Here is a 16,409-nt window from a genome sequence, read left to right as displayed (position 1 = left end):
GAAGGGGACGCATCACATGTCGTACGACGTAGAGAAGCCCGACGAGCAGTGGCGCGCGGAACTGACCCCCGCCGAGTACGCCGTGCTGCGCAAGGCCGGCACCGAGCCCGCCTTCGTCGGTGAGTACACGGACACCGAGACGACCGGCGCCTACGACTGCCGGGCGTGCGGCGCGGAGCTGTTCCGCTCCGACACGAAGTTCGCGTCGCACTGCGGCTGGCCGTCCTTCTACGACCCGAAGGACACCGACGCGGTCGAACTGATCGAGGACCGCACTCTCGGCATGGCCCGCATCGAGGTCCGCTGCGCGAAGTGCGGCTCGCACCTGGGCCATGTCTTCGAGGGCGAGGGTTACGCGACGCCCACCGACCAGCGGTACTGCATCAACTCGATCTCGCTGCGGCTGACGCCCGACGAGGGCTGAGACCGGCCGGCCGCATCACGTAGCGGCCGGCTCGCGCAGGGGGCCGGGTGCCTCCAGTGCGATGGCGGTCAGCCCCAGACCGGCCCCGACCAGCCAGCGCCCGGAGAGCAGACCGACCCGGCCGCCGTTCACCCGTAGGCCCTCGGGCACCAGGAGGCGGGCCGTGAAGGTTCCGTCGAGGGCCAGGTCGATGTCCGCCTCCTCGAAGTCGAGCCAGCTGCGGTTCAGCGGGAACCACACCTTGTATACGGACTCCTTGGCGCTGAACAGCAGCCGGTCCCAGTGGATTTCGGGCCGCTGCGCCTTCCGCTCGGCCAGCATCCTGCGCTCCTGGGGCAGGGACACCGTGTCCAACACGCCGTCCGGCAGCGGCTGGTGCGGTTCGGCGTCGATGCCGAGCCCGAGCACGTCACCGGCGGTGGCGAGCACCGCCCCGCGGTAGCCGGTGCAGTGGGTCATGCTGCCGACCGTGCCGGCGGGCCACAGCGGCTCGCCGCGCTCTCCCGGCAGCACCGGCCCCGGTGGCAGGCCCAGTTGGGCCATGGCGATCCTGGCGCAGTGCCGCGCGGTGTGGAAAGAACGCCGGCGCTCGTCCACGGCGCGGGCGACCACCGCCTCCTCTTGCGGGAACGGCGACACGGGGTCCGCGTCGTCGAACCGGTCGGCGCAGGCGACCGAGGCGGGCACGATCTTCTCGATCACCGCTGCTCCCAGTCCGGAAAGATTTCGCGCAGAGTGCCGCGGACCAGACCCCGGGCGCGCCACTCGCGAGGATATCCGATGGAGACTTCTTCGAACCTGACGCCGTCGTACCAGGTGGTCCGCGGGATATGCAGATGGCCGTAGACAACGGCCGCCGTGGAAAATCTGCGGTGCCAGTCGCCGGTGAGCTGCGTGCCGCACCACTGGGCGAACTCCGGGTAATGCAGCACATGAGTGGGATCGGGCACCAGCGGATAGTGATTCACCAGGACAAGAGGAACCCCGGGGTCGACTTCGGCCAGGCGCTTCTCGGTGTACGCGACTCGGGCCCGGCACCAGTCGTCCATGCTGGAATAAGGTGTCGGATCGAGCATGTATTCATCGGTGCAGACAATTCCGGCGTCGTTTGCCCGAGCCAGTGATTCCTCTTTGGTCAGCGTCGGATCCGTACGGAAACTGTAGTCGTAGTGCACAAAGAGGGGGGCGATGGTCAAGGGCCCGTCCGGGCCTTCCCAGACGGGATATGGATCCTCCGGAGTCACCACGCCCAGGCTCCGCAGGCGCTCCACGAGATAGCGGTACCGCGGCTCTCCGCGCAGCTGGACGGGGTCCTTCGGGACCGTCCACAATTCGTGATTGCCCGGCGCCCAGACCACCTTGGCGAAACGGTTGGCGAGGAGTTTGAGTGTTCGCTCGATATCTGTGCTGATCTCACCGACGTCACCCGCGACCAGCAGCCAGTCGTCGTCGAACTGTGGATGTATGCCCGCTACGATGGCCTGGTTGTCGGATATCCCTGCATGGAGGTCGCTGACGGCGAGGAGCTTCCCCGTGCGCTTGCCGTGAGATTCTCCTCCCGCATTCCGTGAGGAATTGTATTCCGGCAAGGTGCTTTCATCCTTCGAGTCGTTGTCGCACGCCGTCGGCCCGGGTGGGCTCAGAAGAAGTGGAAAGACAAGCAAGGTACGCGACGCACCGGCCCCAGTGGTACCCCTGTGGTCCTCCATAGGGGCCCCGGAGCCTCAGAGGTTGAGCGAGGCGAGTACCGCCAGCACCCGCCTGTTGTCGTCGCACGAGGGCGCGAGGCCGAGCTTCGCGAAGATGCTGTTGGTGTGCTTGCCGACCGACTTCTCCGAGATGTAGAGCTGCCTGGCGATCGCCGCGTTGGTCCGTCCCTCCGCCATCAGCCCGAGCACCTCGCGCTCCCGCGCCGTCAGTGACTGCATCGGCTCCTGGGCCGAGCTCTTGGCCAGCAGCTGGGAGACGACCGAGGTGTCCATCGCCGTACCGCCGGCCGCCACCCGCCGTACGGAGTCGACGAATTCGCTGACCTCGAAGACGCGGTCCTTGAGCAGATAGCCGATGCCCCCGCGGTGGTCGGAGAGCAACTCCCGCGCGTACAGGTGCTCCACGTGCTGGGACAGCACCAGGACCGGCAGCCCGGGGATCTCCAGGCGGGCCTTCGTGACCGCCTGGAGCCCCTCGTCGGTGAAGGTCGGTGGCAGCCGTACGTCGACGACCGCGACGTCGGGCCGGTGGTGGAGCAGCGCCCGGAGGAGGTCGGGGCCGTTGTCCACGGCCTCCACGACCTCGAAGTCGTTGACCGTCAGCAGCTGGGTGATGCCCTCCCGGAGGAGAGCCAGATCTTCGGCAATCACAACACGCATGGCAACTCCATGGTCACGGTGGTGGGTCCGCCCACCGGGCTGTTGAGTTCGAGCGTTCCGTCGAAGGTCGCGAGCCGGCGCTGCAGTCCGCGGAGTCCACCGGCGTCCTGGAACACCGCGCCGCCCTTCCCGTTGTCGCCGACCGTCATGGTCAGCTTCCCGTTGGAGTGGCGCAGCCGTACCCACGCCGAGGTGGCGCCGCTGTGCTTCACCACATTGGTGAGCGCCTCGGCGATGGCGAAGTACCCGGCGGACTCCACCGGCGCCTGCGGTCGGCCCGGCAGGACGATGTCGACGTCCACCGGCATGGGGAGGTCCAGGGCCAGTGCCCGGATGGCGCCGTCGAGGCCGCGCTCCGCGAGCACCGGCGGATGGATGCCGCGGACCAGGTCCCGCAGCTCGATCAGGGCCTGGCCGCTGGCCTTCCGCGCGTCCGTCAGCAGCCGGTAGGCGGTGTCGGGGTCCTTTCTGAACACCTGGTCCGCCAGGCCGAGCTTCAGGCCGACGGCCACCAGCCTGGCCTGGGCGCCGTCATGCAGATCCCGCTCGATCCGGCGCAGCTCGGCGGCCTGCGCGTCCACGGCCTCCGAGCGGGTCTCGGTCAGCTGCGCTATGCGGAGGGACAGGCGGGTCTTCTCGGTCGGTGCCAGCAGTTTGTACGTGAACCGGGAGTGCAGCCGCAGCAGCCGGGTCCCCGACCAGAAACCGAAGAACAGGAACACCAGGCCCTGGAAGAAGGCAAGCACCGCGGTGTACGGGCTGTGGACCGGCCAGGTCAGCGCGTACCCGTAGGTGTCGTCCATCCAGGGCCAGAACAGGGGAGTCGCCACCACCCCGTGAATGCCGTAGATGATCATCCATCCCGGCAGCAGACCGGCCACCAGGCCGAAGGGTATGTTGATCGTCATCCACAGCAGATCGCGCCAGGTCGCGGGGTCGGCGAGCAGCGATCTCGAACGCCGCAGACTGCTGGGCAGATCGAGCGGCTCGAAATTCTCGTCCTTGTGCGGGCGGTAGGGCGTGGCAATGGCGATCGAGCACCATTCACCGGCGAAGCGCCGGTGCAGATCGGCCAGGTTCCGGACGGCGACGGAGATGATCGGCAGCGTGAAGATGCCGACGCCCAGGGGGAGCAGCGGCAGGGACACGACGGACAGGATGACGAGCGGATAGCAGCCCAGCTGCGAGGTTATCGAGAGGGCCAGGCCGCGCCTGGCGGCCACCAGGCCGGTGCTCAGCCAGGGAAGGAACTCCCCGCGCAGCCAGGGGCGCACTTCCCGGCGACGGCCGTGGATCGTGCGTATCGCGCCCAACCAGTGAGTAGCCCTCACGTACAAGCCCCGCTCTCCAGGGCCCAGGTGGGCGCTCTCGGCAGAACACCGAACGCGGCGATCGTACGGTGACCGGGGCACAGGTCCAAACCCCCGGCCTCGGGTGATGAAGGGGTGGGCCCTGCGGACACCTTAGTCCCGGCGGGCGCCGCCCGGCACCGATATCGGCCCTGATCCACCCCTGGTGCCGCCCCCGTTCTCATCAGCCTCCGCGCCCCTCGTCCGTACGACCCTGCGCGGCCCCGTACGGCTCCGTAGGGGGCCGCACGGGGAGGCCGAAAGCAAAACGTCACATTGTACTGTTGGGGCCCCGCCCGGTGCTGGAGGAACAGACATGGCCCGCCTGACCTCGCTCCATGTGATCTCGGCGCAGGAGCACCTCCGTGATCAGGTGGCGCACGCGCTGCGCGCCGCGTTGATCGCCGGGGATCTCCGGCCGGGCATGATCTACTCTGCTCCGGCGCTCGCCGCGGAGTTCGGCGTCTCCGCGACACCCGTCCGCGAAGCCATGCTCGACCTGGTCCGGGAGGGGCTCGTCGAGGCGGTCCGCAACAAGGGCTTCCGGATCACCGAGCTGACCGAGCAGGACCTCGACGACTTCACCGAACTCCGCGCGATGATCGAAGTCCCCACCGTCGGCCGGATCGCGCGGCTGGCCCGGCCCGAGCAGCTGGAAGTGCTGCGCCCGATCGCCCTGGAGATCGTCGAGGCCGCGCGCAATCACGACATCCTGGGCTATCTGGAGGCCGACCGCCGGTTCCACCTCGGCCTGCTCGCGCTGGCCGGCAACCGCCGGCTGGTCGAGGAGGTGGGGAACCTGCGCAAGCGCTCCCGGCTCTTCGGTCTGAACCGGCTCGCCGAAACGGGCCAGTTGACGGCTTCGGCCGAGGAGCACATCGAGCTGCTGGACCTGCTGGTCACCGGGGACGCCGAAGGCGCCGAGGCGTGCATGCTCGCCCATATGTCACATGTCCGGTCGCTGTGGGCCGACGGACAGCAGCGCCCCGGCGGCAGCTGACCCTCGCCCGATCACCGATCACCGGACCTGCCGTACGGGACCCCTTCGTTGCGCACCTTTGTTGTGCACCCACCTTGTTGTGCGCTCACACGCCTCGAAGGCATGCCGAAAACCCGTGACCAGGTACGGGAGTTGAGCCGTCGCCATCCGGTCTGCGAATGTGCGCGCAGCGTCTTCCGAAGGCCATGTGACATGTGCCATTGTACTGCCGCGAGAGGCGGTCGTGCCCATGCCAACGATGTGGGCGCCGACGGCCGCACCAGAGGCCGGCCGGATCCGCTCCGTGACTCTCCCCGGTGCGGACGGATCCCCGCCCCGCCTCACTCCCGCGAGATCCCCCACGGCCGCGCGCCGCGCGGCCTCCACTCCGCTGGGAGGCGGCACGTGAAGAACCGAACCGTTCGACAGAGACTCACCGGCTTATCCACGCTCGTTCTGGCAGCCTGCCTGGGCACCGGAATGCTCGCCGCGCCGAGCCGGGCCGCCGAGCCGCCGCCCAGTGCGTCCGTAACGGCGCCCGCATCCGGGGCCCTCGACGCCGAGAGGCCCGGCGGCCCCGCCGCGCACTCGCCCACCGCGCCCGCCGGGGACGCCGGCCACGCGGACCGCAAGCCCCTGAAGCCGGCGGACCGCCCGCCGCTGAGCGCCTCCAAGGACGCGCTCAAGCGGGATTACGACGACCCCGGCGCCGCCCGGCCGAGCCACCCGGCACCTTCGATGAAGGCCCCGGGCGCCGCCGCGGCCGAGTGCAGGGTCGAGGACTTCACCGGCCGCACCGGCAGCGCTCTGGTCCAGCAGGTCAAGTCGTCGACCACCGACTGCGTCAACACCCTGTTCGGCATCAAGGGCAACAACGCGTATCTTGCCTTCCGCGAAACTCAGATGGTCAGTATCGCCAACGCCCTGCGCGACGGCTCGGCGGCCTACCCCGGAGACAGCAGCACCGGCATGCCGCAACTGGTGCTGTTCCTGCGGGCCGGCTACTACGTCCAGTACTACAACCCCGAGGTCGTGGGCGGTTACGGCCCCACTTTGCGCACCGCCATCCAGGGCGGACTCGACGCCTTCTTCGCCTCCTCGCACTCCTCCGACGTCACCGACGCCAACGGTGAGACCCTGGCCGAGGCTGTCACGCTGATCGACAGTGCGGAGCAGAACGCCCGTTACCTGTACGTGGTCAAGCGGCTGCTCGCCGGGTACAACGCCTCGTACAACAGCTCCTGGTACATGCTCAACGCCGTGAACAACGTGTACACCGTGACCTTCCGCGGCCATCAACTGCCCGCGTTCGTCAGGGCCGTCGAGTCCGACCCCAGCCTGATCGACGCGCTCCACGCCTTCGCCTCGGGCCACCTGGATCTGCTGGGCACGGCCCAGTCGTATCTGACCTCCAACGCGGGACGCGAACTCGGCCGTTTCCTCCAGGAGGCGTCACTGCGCGCCAAGGCCAGGCCGTTGGCGGCAGCACTGCTCAAGCAGAGCTCCATGACCGGACGTACCGCCCCGCTCTGGGTCGGCGTCGCGGAGATGGCCGACTACTTCGACCGGGCCAACTGCGCCTACTACGACATCTGCGGGCTGGCCGACCGGCTCAAGCGCGCCGTGCTGCCGGTCAGCCACACCTGCAGCCCCAGCATTCGCGTCCTCGCCCAGCAGATGACCACCGCCGAGCTCTCCGCCAGTTGCACCAGCCTGCGCGAGCAGGACGCCTACTTCCACGACGTCGCACGGGACAACGGTCCGGTGGCCGGGGACAACAACACCACCATCGAAGTGGTCGCGTTCGACTCCAGCACCGACTACCAGACCTACGCCGGGGCGATCTACGGCATCGACACCAACAACGGTGGCATGTACCTGGAGGGCGACCCCGCCGCCGCGGGCAACCAGCCGCGGTTCATCGCCTACGAGGCCGAGTGGGTCAGGCCCGCATTCCAGATCTGGAACCTCAACCACGAGTACACCCACTACCTCGACGGCCGGTTCAACATGTCCGGCGACTTCGGCGCCGGAATCAGCACCCCGACCATCTGGTGGATCGAAGGCTTCGCGGAGTACATCTCCTACTCGTACCGCCAGGTCGTCTACGAGGACGCCATCGCGCAGGCCGGGGCGCACACCCACACGCTGCGGACCCTGTTCGACACGACCTACGAGAACGCCGACCAGGCCAGGGTCTACAACTGGGGCTATCTGGCGGTCCGTTACATGCTCCAGTCGCACCGCGCGGAAGTCGACACCGTGCTCGGCCATTACCGCAGCGGCAACTGGAACGCGGCCCGCACCCACCTGACGTCCACCATCGGCACCCGCTACGACGCCGGATTCAACACCTGGCTCACGGCGTGCGCGGCGGGCGACTGCGGTTCCACCACCACACCGCCCGCCCTGCCCGAGTGCACCGGCAGCGACGCCCGGCTGCTTGGTGAGAACTGCGGGCGCAGCGCACTGCGGGCCACCACGGGCAACTACGCCTACCTGTACCTCTACATACCGGCCGGCACCACCCAGCTGAAGATCACCACGACCGGTGGTACGGGCAATGCCGACCTCTACTACAGCGCCACCGGATGGGCGACCACCACCAGCCACACCAGCAGGTCCACCGGCGCCGGGAACGACCACACCCTGACCGTCGACAACCCCAGGGCCGGGGCGCACTACATCAGCCTGCACGCGGCCCAGGGGTTCGAAGGGGCGACCGTCTCCACGCGGTACTGAACGCGGCACCGAGCCCGTCCGTGTGGGTGGGGCACACTCCGGGGGAGCGCGCCCCACCCACACGACACCCCCTAGGCGGGCCGCCCCAGTTCCTTGCGGAACAGGTCGAGCACATTGCCACCGATGATCCTGCGTACGTCGTCCTCGGGCAGGCCCCGTCGGATCAGCGCCTCGGTGACCAGGGGCAGCCCACGCGGGCCCTGGACGCCGGGCAGGGACCAGGGAAATCCATAGTCCTTCTCGCAGCACGGCGGGGTGATGTCGCCGATGACTTCCTCGATGAAGTCCGGTCCCAGGCCGACGTGTTCGACGCCGACGACCCCAGTGATGTGCAGGATGTGGTCGGCCAGCCGGTCCACCGTGCAGTCGGCCGGTTCCGCGGCGAGAAACTCCGGGAGGAAATTCACGCACACCGTCCCGCCGGTCGCGGCGACCCCACGGAGCTGGGCGTCGGTCAGATTGCGGTGGTGGTCGCGCAGGGCACGCGCCGAGGAGTGCGTGGCGATGACGGGGCGGGTGGCCAGCTCCAGGACGTGCCCGACCCCGGCCGCGCCGAGATGGGACACGTCGAAGAGGATGCCCAGGCGCTCCATCTCGGCAAGCGCCTCGACCCCGGCGCCGGTCAGACGGCTGCCGGTGGCGTCCTCGCCGCTGCCGTCGGCCAGCGGCGTACGGCCCCAGTGGGCGATGGACGCGACCCGCACGCCGAGTCGGTGCAGGGTCCCGAAGAGCTCCACGTTCGCGTCGACACCCGGCGCGCTCTCCAGGGCGAGGACGAGGGCGATCTTCCCCGCGGCCAGCGCGGCGTCGACGGCGGACCCGTCAAGGCACAGCGCCACCTCGTCGGCGTTGCCCTCGGCCAGCGTGTGCGCGCACTCGATCATGCGCAGGGTCTCGCGCAGCGCGCCCTCGGGGCGGTACTGGTCCTCGATGAAGACCGGCAACACCTGGAGGTTCACCCCGCCGTCGCGCAGTTGCGGCAGCCACTGTTCGCGGAAGAATCCCGCCCATTGCCGGGGCTCCCGGGCGGTGACCGCCATCAGCAGGTCGTTGTGCGTATCGGCTACGACGCCGCGGTCGTGAAGTTCGTAGGACACGTGGGCGGATGCTACGGGCCGCGAACGCCCCTGTACATCGCAATTCGCCGCCCCGCCCGCACGTCCCCGCCGCACCGGGCGGTCCCGCCGAGGGACCGCCGTCGCCGTCTACGCGCCCGTCCCCAGCCGCAGCGTGAGGATCTGGAACGGCCGCAGCGACAGTTCCACGGTCCCGTCGGCCGTCGGGGCGTACGCCGCCGCGTCCGCCAACGGGCGTTCCAGCAGGTCCGTCTCCACCACCGACGTGATCGGGAAGCCCGCGCCGAGCGTCGCCGTGCCGCGACCGCCGCCCGACTCGTAGATACGGACGACCACATCGCCGCCGCGGTCCTCGGCCAGCTTCACCGCCTCCACCACGATCCGGTCGTTGTCGACGGACACCAGCGGCGCGACCGGGCTGCTGCCGTCGCCCGTGCGGGTGCGCTCCGGGAGATTGATCCAGTGGCTCTCCCGGACCGCGTCGGTGACCGTGGCGCCGGGTGCGAGCGCGAAGCGCAGGCGGTGGCTGCCCTGGTCGGTCTCCGGGTCCGGGTAGCGCGGGGCGCGCAGCAGGGAGAGCCTGACCGTCGTGGTCTGCCCGCCGTCCTCCCGCATGTCCCGGGTGACGTCATGGCCGTACGTCGAGTCGTTGACGACCGCCGCGCCCCAGCCGGGCTCCTCGACCTGGATCCAGCGGTGCGCGCAGATCTCGAACTTGGCAGCCTCCCAAGAGGTGTTGGTGTGCGTGGCGCGGAAGACATGACCGAACTGGGTCTCGGCCGCCGACCGGTCGGCCTTCACATCGAGCGGGAAGGCAGCCTTCAGGAACTTCTCCGTCTCGTGCCAGTCCACATCCGTCTCGATGTCGAGGACCTTCGCCCCCGAGCGCAGCGTCAGCCGCTGCACGACCGTCGACTCGCCGAAGGACCTGGCGACGGTGAGCACCGCACGGTCCCCGGTCGACTCGGTGAGGGCGAGCGTGTCGACGCCCACCAGGTCGGTGACCTTGTGGCGGTAGAACTCGTCGATGTCCCAGGCGTCCCACATGTTCGGGAAGTCGGGGTGGATCTGGAGCAGGTTGGCCGCCAGGCCGGGAGCCACCGCCTCCCGCCGCGCCGCCACGTCGTACGCCGAGACCACCAGGCCCCGGGCGTCGACCGTGATGCGCAGCAGCCCGTTGTCGAGGTCGAAGCCGCCGTCCGGGCGGGACGAGGCCGTGACCGTGTCGGCCGTCGGGGACGGATCGGCGACCGACGCGCCGCCGGCCGGGACCGAACCACGGCTGTGCGGAGCGGCGTTGAAGGTCAGGTTGTCGGACCCCTCGCCCGCCAACGCCGTCTGCGCGGCGGCCGTGATCGCCTCCAGCTCCGTACGCACCCGCGCGTACGTCTCCCGCGCCTCTCGGTGCACCCAGGCGATCGAGGAGCCGGGCAGGATGTCGTGGAACTGGTGCAGCAGCACCGTCTTCCAGATCCGCTCCAGGTCCTCGTACGGATACACGAAGCCCGCCACGCGGACCGCCGCCGTCGCCGACCACAGCTCCGCCTCGCGCAACAGCGACTCGCTGTGCCGGTTGCCCTGCTTGGTCCTCGCCTGCGAGGTGTACGTACCGCGGTGCAGCTCCAGATACAGCTCGCCCGCCCACACCGGCGCGTCCGGGTACTCCGCCTCGGCCTTCGAGAAGAACGCCGACGGCTTCTCGACCGTCACCTTCGGCGAGCCCTCCAGGTCCCGCAGTCGCTCCGCGCGCGCCAGCATCTCCCGGGTCGGCCCACCACCGCCGTCACCCCAGCCAAAGGGGGCCATGGAGCGTGAACCCCGGCCCTTCTCCTGGTAGTTGCGTGCGGCGTGCGCCATCTGCTCGCCGCCCAGGTCGGAGTTGTACGTGTCGACGGGCGGGAAGTGCGTGAAGACGCGGGTGCCGTCGATGCCCTCCCACCAGAAGGTGTGGTGCGGGAACTTGTTGACCTGGCTCCAGGAGATCTTCTGCGTCAGGAACCACTTCGACCCGGACAGCCTCACCAGTTGCGGCATCGCCGCCGTGTAGCCGAAGGAGTCGGGCAGCCAGACCTCGTTGGTCTCGATGCCGAACTCGTCCATGAAGAACTTCTTGCCGTAGAGGAACTGGCGGGCCATCGCCTCGCCGCCGACCATGTTCGTGTCGGACTCCACCCACATGCCGCCGACCGGCACGAACTGCCCGTCCGCGATCTTCTTCTTGACCTTGGCGAAGACCTCGGGCCGGTGCTCCTTGATCCAGGCGAGCTGCTGCGCCTGCGACATCGCGAAGACGAACTCCGGGTGGTCGTCCATGAGGTTGACCACGTTGGACGACGTACGCGCCACCTTGCGCACCGTCTCACGCAGCGGCCACAGCCACGCCGAGTCGATGTGGGCGTGCCCGATCGCGCTGATGCGGTGGGCCGACGCGTTCGCGGGGGCGGCCAGTACCCCGGCCAGCTCCGCGCGGGCCGCCGCCGCCGTGCCCGGCACGTCCGTCAGGTCCACGGCGTCCAGACAGCGCTCGATCGCCCGCAGGATCTCCCAGCGCCGGGCGTCGCCCTGCGACAGCTCCGTCATCAGGGAGCCGAGCACCTCCAGGTCCTGGACCAGCTCCCACACCTCGGTCTCGAAGACCGTGAGGTCCATCCGCTCGACGCGGTAGAGCGGCTTGTCGCCCGAGGTGAGCCTGTCACCCTCGTACGTCGGCGCGTGGTCGACCAGGACGGGGTTGGAGGACGCCTCGACGTACAGCAGGACCTCCTCGCCTCCGACGGCCGGTTCGCCGATCCGCACCCAGTCGTTGCGCGGGTTGAGGGCCTTCACCGCCTCCCCGTCCTGCCGGTAGATCAGGCCCTCGCACTGGAAGCCGGGCATCTGCCGGTCGAAGCCGAGATCGATGACGGCCTCGACGGTGCGCCCGCGCCACTCGGCCGGGACCTGCCCGGTGACCTTGAACCAGGTGGTGCCCCAGGCCGGGCCCCACAGGTCACCCGCGGCGGCCGGACCGTACGTGGCAGCCAGGCCCTCCGCGACCGGGACGGGCTCGCCCGGCGCCTCCCACCGCTCGATGGTCAGCGGGACGGGCGTGGAGTGGACGGCCGGCTGGATGCGGTCCTTGAGCACGCGGCGCAGGCGGTGTTCGACGATGCTTCGGTCGTCGTGCATGAGGGTGGCTCCGATGTTCTGGGACGAGAAGGTGGGGGTGACTACCAGGTGTGGGTGACCGGGGCGGGACGCGATGAGGTCAGCAACTGACCGGTGGCGCGCACTTCCAGCGAGGTGGCCGCCTCGCTCGACGTGCGGCGCAGCGAGGCAACGTAGTACGCGATGCCCGCCGTGCCGCCGAGGAAACGCCGCCCGCCGCCGGGGAGCACCTGTGCACCTCGTAGTGGCGCGCGTCCGCGGCCGCCTGCCGGCGCAGTCGCAGCTCCGCCGCACCGGGCGCGAGGACGCGGGCGGCCTCGACACGTACCCCGGTGGGGCTGCCGGGGGTGGGCGCGGATCCGGCCCGCACGGACAGGGCGCCCAGCCGTCAGGCCCCGCCGGTGCCCGTTCCGGTGCCGGTCAGCCGCAAACCCAGCGCGTGCACGGCGCCGCGCGGCAACGGGACCGATGAGGTGGTCCACCCGTCGCCGGTACGCACGGTCGCGCCCGGTATCCGCCGTACTCCGCCGGGGCCCGTGACCGTGACCTCCACCGTGACCGGCGTCGAGCCCCGCCGCGCTCCAGCGGAAGTCCACGAACATCGTGTGGGACGCCTTGAAGAACGCGGCGTTCTTGTCGTTGAGCGCACCCTGCCAGCCGACCTGGCCGTCGGAGTTGAAGGCGTCGTACCAGGTGATCCTCAGCTGGGGAGCCCCGGCGCACAGCGCCCGTACGAACTCCTTGAGAGCGGCGGCCAGTTGGCGATCTCCGCCGCCCGTCTCGCCGTTGAGGAACCAGCCGTCGAAGCCGTACGCCCGCGCCACCTCGATCAGCTTGTCGGCGATCGGGAAGCGGCCGAACGCGTCGCGCTGCACCAGCTCGCGAGTCCACCGCAGATCGCCGCCGTACGCGGTGGGCGGCAGGAAGACATTGCCGAGGACCCGCACACCGGCCCGGTGCGCGGCGTCCACTACCGGGGCGTTCGGCGCGAGGATGATGCCCTCGCCCGACGACCCGCCCCAAAGGACCAGCCGTAGCAGTCTGGGACGTCCCACCAGGGCGCACCACCCGCACCCGCCATCTGATCCCGTCGATGAGCTGCCGTTTCGTCCACGCCGACGGCCGACCCGACGGCGTGGGCACAGGCAACAGCGGTTCCAGCCGCGCCCACTGCTCATCGGTCAGGCCAACCGCCTCGTCACCGCCAGGGTGGCCACGAGGTCTCCGGTGTTCAGGTTTTTCTTGGTCGATGAACCCTCTACCGGAGACCTCACTTCTTCACGATCACGACACGCCCGTCACACCGGACTTCGAGGCAGACCCTAGGTACCTGGTGCCGAGGCGTGACCGATGAGCATCAGAGTGGGTTGAGACGGGCCTTGAGCAGGCAGAACTCATTACCTTCGGGGTCGACCAGGACATGCCACTGCTCCTGCCCTGTCTGGCCGATGTCGGCCGGGCGCGCACCGAGCTTCAGAAGGCGTTCGAGCTCGGCGTCCTGATCGCGGTCGGTGGCGTTGACGTCGATGTGCAGCCGGGATTTCCCCTTCTCCGGCTCATCCCTGCGACTGAGGATGATCGTCGGCTGCGGACCGCCGAACCCTTCGCGCGGCCCGATCTCCACCGTGCCGTCGTCCTCGCGATCGAGCACGACGAAGTCCAGGACCTCGCACCAGAATCGCGCCAGCACCTCAGGGTCGCGGCAACCGAGCACGAGCTCACTGATACGACATGCCATAACGAAACCTGCTCTCAGCTTGGGAACTGCCGGGGAGGTCACCCGCGAACCTCCTGGGCTCCCAGCGGTGAAAACAATCCCGCGACCGTACCGGACGAGGCGAGCACGGGCGAAATGATTTCAGGGCCGCCCCTGTCCGGGCAGCCGGGCAAGGCCGTTGGCGATGCGGTGGGGAAGCTGACCTTGAGACACGCCCCAGGCGCGGGACCAGCACCCAGCGACGTGATCCGCACCCTGATCCGCACCCCGCCCCGCATCCCCCCGCCCCCTCACACCACCGCCGGCTCCAGCAGATCCCACCGGTTCCCGTACAGGTCCTCGAACACCGCGACCGCCCCGTACACCTCATGCCGCGGCTCCTCCACGAACCGGACCCCCGCCGCCACCATCCGCGCGTGATCGCCCGCGAAGTCCTCGGTATACAGGAAGAACCCGACCCGGCCACCCGTCTGATCGCCCATGCGCGCGTGCTGCGCGTCCCCCTTCGCCCGAGCGAGCAGCAGCCCCGTACCGGCCCCCGCGCCGCGCGGGCGGACGACGATCCACCGGGAGCCGTCACCCCGGTCCGTGTCCTCGACCAGCTCGAATCCGAGCGCGTCGGTGTAGAAGGCGATCGCCTCGTCGTAGTCACGGACGACCAGGGCGGTCAGAGCGATGTGCGACATGGGCGGTACCTCTTCCGGTCGGAGGACGGAAGTCATACGTACCACCTCGGCCCGCGGCCACCACAATGCCCTCATGGAACCGCAGCACCTGATCGACCGCGCTCACCGTCTCATCGCCCCCGGCCGTCGCCGCGTCCTCGGCATCGCGGGCGCCCCGGGCGCGGGGAAGTCCACCCTCGCCGCGCACCTCGCCGACCGCCTCGGTCAGGCCGCCGTACTCGTCCCGATGGACGGCTTCCACCTGGCCGGAGCGGAGCTGGAGCGCCTGGGGCGCACCGACCGCAAGGGCGCCCCCGACACCTTCGACGCCACCGGATACACCGCACTCCTCACCAGGCTGCGCACTCCCCAGCCGCCGGGCACCGTCGTCTACGCGCCCGCCTACGACCGGTCCCTGGAGGAACCGGTGGCGGGCAGCATCCCGGTGCCCGCGCCCCTGGACGCCCCGCTGGTCATCACCGAGGGCAACTATCTGCTGCTCGACGAAGGACCCTGGGCGGCCGTACGGGACCTACTCGACGAGGTCTGGTTCCTGGAGCTCGACCAGGACGAGCGGCTGCGCAGGCTCATCGACCGGCATGAACGTTTCGGCAAACCCCGGCAGCGCGCCGAACACTTCGCCCGCACCTCGGACGAGGCCAACGCCCGCCTGGTGCGGCAGGGCCGCGACCGCGCCGACCTCGTCGTGTCCTTCGCGCCGAACACCGTCCTGCCATCGGCTGGTGGGGATCCGCTGCGCCGGGCAGGATGAGGCCATGTCAGATGCGCCCGCCCCCTTCACCGCCGACGACTACCGGGCCCGCATGGCCCGCGCCGTGCGGTCCGCCGCCGACGCCGGGCTTGCGGGTCTGCTCGTCGCCCCCGGCCCCGACCTGGTCCACCTCACCGGCTACCGGCCGACCGCGACCACCGAGCGGCTGACGCTCCTGGTCCTGGCCGTGGGACAGGACCCCGTCCTGGTGGTCCCGACGCTGGAGGCGCCGGACGCCGAGCGGGCCGCCGGAGCCGCCGCGTTCACCCTGCGCGACTGGACCGACGGCAAGGACCCGTACGACGTCACCGCGCCGCTCCTGGACGCGCAGGGGCGCTTCGGCATCAGCGACAACGCCTGGGCGATGCACCTCCTGGGCCTCCAGCGGGAACTGCCCCACACCTCGTACGTCTCGCTGACCACCGCCCTGCCCCTGCTTCGGGCGGTCAAGGACGCGTCCGAGCTGGCACGCCTCGAAGCGGCGGGCGCGGCTGCGGACGCCACGTACGAGGAAATTGTCAAGATCCGCTTCTCCGGCCGTCGTGAGAGCGAGGTGGCCGCCGAACTCGCCCATCTCCTCACGCAGTTCGGGCACGAACAGGTGGACTTCACGGTCGTCGGCAGCGGCCCGAACGGCGCCAGCCCGCACCACGAGGCGGGCCCGCGTGTCATTGAGGAGGGCGACATGGTCGTCCTCGACTTCGGCGGCCTCAAGCACGGTTACGGCTCCGACACCTCCCGCACGGTCCACGTCGGCGCCCCGAGCGCCGAGGAGCAGCGCGTCCATGACGTCGTACGGGAGGCACAGCAGGCGGCCTTCGACGCGGTACGTCCGGGGATCGCCTGCCAGGACGTGGACCGGGTGGCGCGCGCGGTCATCACCGAGGCGGGGTACGGAGAGCGGTTCATCCACCGCACCGGGCACGGTATCGGGGTGACCACGCATGAGCCGCCGTACATGATCGAGGGGGAGCTGCGGGCGTTGGTGCCTGGCATGTGCTTCTCGATCGAGCCCGGCATCTACCTTCCCGGCCGCTTCGGTGTGCGGATCGAGGACATCGTCACGGTCACGGAGACGGGAGGCCGGCGCCTCAACACGACGGCGCGGGAAATGGCGGTCGTCGGCTGAAGCGGGCGCCTGCGGCTGGCTGTTCCCCTACCCGCCCCTT

The 16,409-nt window shown here is 69.8% G+C and carries 13 protein-coding genes and 1 pseudogene; 5 read left to right on the top strand and 9 right to left on the bottom strand.

Annotation, left to right across the window (positions count from 1 at the left end; all coding sequences use genetic code 11):
- Positions 1-16: 16 nt before the first annotated feature.
- Complete coding sequence (gene msrB / locus QMK30_RS22185; RefSeq protein WP_283520034.1) at positions 17-424, top strand: peptide-methionine (R)-S-oxide reductase MsrB; 408 nt, start codon at positions 17-19, stop codon at positions 422-424.
- Positions 425-439: 15 nt separating this feature from the next.
- On the opposite strand, the gene QMK30_RS22180 is transcribed toward msrB, so the two are convergent.
- The 4 genes from QMK30_RS22180 to QMK30_RS22165 form a co-directional block, all read right to left on the bottom strand.
- Positions 440-1,126, bottom strand: a complete 687-nt coding sequence (locus QMK30_RS22180) for a 4'-phosphopantetheinyl transferase family protein (protein ID WP_283520033.1) — start codon at positions 1,124-1,126, stop codon at positions 440-442.
- Entirely contained in the window at positions 1,123-2,013 is an 891-nt protein-coding gene (locus QMK30_RS22175; protein ID WP_283520032.1) for a metallophosphoesterase family protein, read from the bottom strand. Before QMK30_RS22175 ends, QMK30_RS22180 begins: the two co-directional genes overlap by 4 nt.
- A 135-nt stretch (positions 2,014-2,148) precedes the next feature.
- Positions 2,149-2,793 carry a LuxR C-terminal-related transcriptional regulator gene (locus QMK30_RS22170; protein WP_283520031.1) on the bottom strand — a complete coding sequence of 215 codons (645 nt, stop codon included), beginning with the start codon at positions 2,791-2,793 and terminating at the stop codon, positions 2,149-2,151.
- A complete protein-coding gene (locus tag QMK30_RS22165; RefSeq protein WP_283520030.1) occupies positions 2,781-4,106 on the bottom strand; it encodes a sensor histidine kinase in 1,326 nt (441 codons plus the stop codon). Before QMK30_RS22165 ends, QMK30_RS22170 begins: the two co-directional genes overlap by 13 nt.
- 352 nt (positions 4,107-4,458) lie before the next feature.
- Between QMK30_RS22165 and QMK30_RS22160 the strand changes: the two genes are divergently transcribed.
- Both QMK30_RS22160 and QMK30_RS22155 read left to right on the top strand, forming a co-directional pair.
- Positions 4,459-5,142, top strand: a complete 684-nt coding sequence (locus tag QMK30_RS22160) for a GntR family transcriptional regulator (protein WP_283520029.1) — start codon at positions 4,459-4,461, stop codon at positions 5,140-5,142.
- 384 nt (positions 5,143-5,526) lie between these two features.
- Positions 5,527-7,863 (top strand): M9 family metallopeptidase, encoded by a 2,337-nt coding sequence (locus tag QMK30_RS22155; RefSeq protein ID WP_283520028.1) that lies wholly within the window; start codon positions 5,527-5,529, stop codon positions 7,861-7,863.
- 71 nt (positions 7,864-7,934) lie between these two features.
- Here the strand turns inward: QMK30_RS22155 and QMK30_RS22150 are convergent, their stop codons facing one another.
- The 5 genes and pseudogenes from QMK30_RS22150 to QMK30_RS22130 all read right to left on the bottom strand — a co-directional run bounded on the left by QMK30_RS22150 (position 7,935) and on the right by QMK30_RS22130 (position 14,489).
- Complete coding sequence (locus QMK30_RS22150; RefSeq protein ID WP_283520027.1) at positions 7,935-8,960, bottom strand: dipeptidase; 1,026 nt, start codon at positions 8,958-8,960, stop codon at positions 7,935-7,937.
- Between the two features lie 108 nt (positions 8,961-9,068).
- Positions 9,069-12,107 (bottom strand): alpha-mannosidase, encoded by a 3,039-nt coding sequence (locus tag QMK30_RS22145; protein WP_283520026.1) that lies wholly within the window; start codon positions 12,105-12,107, stop codon positions 9,069-9,071.
- 545 nt (positions 12,108-12,652) lie between these two features.
- Positions 12,653-13,117 (bottom strand): annotated as a pseudogene (locus QMK30_RS38865) (endo-beta-N-acetylglucosaminidase); the annotation flags it as partial.
- Between the two features lie 326 nt (positions 13,118-13,443).
- Complete coding sequence (locus QMK30_RS22135) at positions 13,444-13,824, bottom strand: VOC family protein (protein WP_283520024.1); 381 nt, start codon at positions 13,822-13,824, stop codon at positions 13,444-13,446.
- A 269-nt stretch (positions 13,825-14,093) separates the two neighbouring features.
- On the bottom strand, positions 14,094-14,489 hold the full coding sequence (locus QMK30_RS22130; RefSeq protein ID WP_283520071.1) for a VOC family protein: 396 nt from the start codon (positions 14,487-14,489) through the stop codon (positions 14,094-14,096).
- A 73-nt stretch (positions 14,490-14,562) separates the two neighbouring features.
- On the opposite strand from QMK30_RS22130, the gene QMK30_RS22125 reads away from it, so the two are divergent.
- Entirely contained in the window at positions 14,563-15,240 is a 678-nt protein-coding gene (locus QMK30_RS22125) for a nucleoside/nucleotide kinase family protein (RefSeq protein ID WP_283520023.1), read from the top strand.
- A 4-nt stretch (positions 15,241-15,244) separates the two neighbouring features.
- The gene (locus QMK30_RS22120; protein WP_283520022.1) at positions 15,245-16,369 is read left to right on the top strand and encodes an aminopeptidase P family protein; all 1,125 of its coding nucleotides are present in this window, start codon (positions 15,245-15,247) and stop codon (positions 16,367-16,369) included.
- Positions 16,370-16,409 lie beyond the last annotated feature (40 nt).

The sequence above is a fragment of the Streptomyces sp. H27-C3 genome (assembly GCF_030063415.1).
In the GTDB taxonomy this organism is placed as follows: domain Bacteria; phylum Actinomycetota; class Actinomycetes; order Streptomycetales; family Streptomycetaceae; genus Streptomyces.
The sequence above is the reverse complement of the archived record's forward strand: the minus strand, read 5'-3'. Positions and strand labels throughout refer to the sequence as shown.

Bases quoted from the DNA above. Each gene is read 5' to 3' on its own strand.
- QMK30_RS22120 (WP_283520022.1), top strand. From the start codon at position 15,245: ATGTCAGATGCGCCCGCCCCCTTCACCGCCGACGACTACCGGGCCCGC.
- QMK30_RS22170 (WP_283520031.1), bottom strand. From the start codon at position 2,793: ATGCGTGTTGTGATTGCCGAAGATCTGGCTCTCCTCCGGGAGGGCATC.
- QMK30_RS22135 (WP_283520024.1), bottom strand. From the start codon at position 13,824: ATGGCATGTCGTATCAGTGAGCTCGTGCTCGGTTGCCGCGACCCTGAG.
- msrB (WP_283520034.1), top strand. From the start codon at position 17: ATGTCGTACGACGTAGAGAAGCCCGACGAGCAGTGGCGCGCGGAACTG.
- QMK30_RS22130 (WP_283520071.1), bottom strand. From the start codon at position 14,489: ATGTCGCACATCGCTCTGACCGCCCTGGTCGTCCGTGACTACGACGAG.
- QMK30_RS22160 (WP_283520029.1), top strand. From the start codon at position 4,459: ATGGCCCGCCTGACCTCGCTCCATGTGATCTCGGCGCAGGAGCACCTC.
- QMK30_RS22125 (WP_283520023.1), top strand. From the start codon at position 14,563: ATGGAACCGCAGCACCTGATCGACCGCGCTCACCGTCTCATCGCCCCC.
- QMK30_RS22145 (WP_283520026.1), bottom strand. From the start codon at position 12,107: ATGCACGACGACCGAAGCATCGTCGAACACCGCCTGCGCCGCGTGCTC.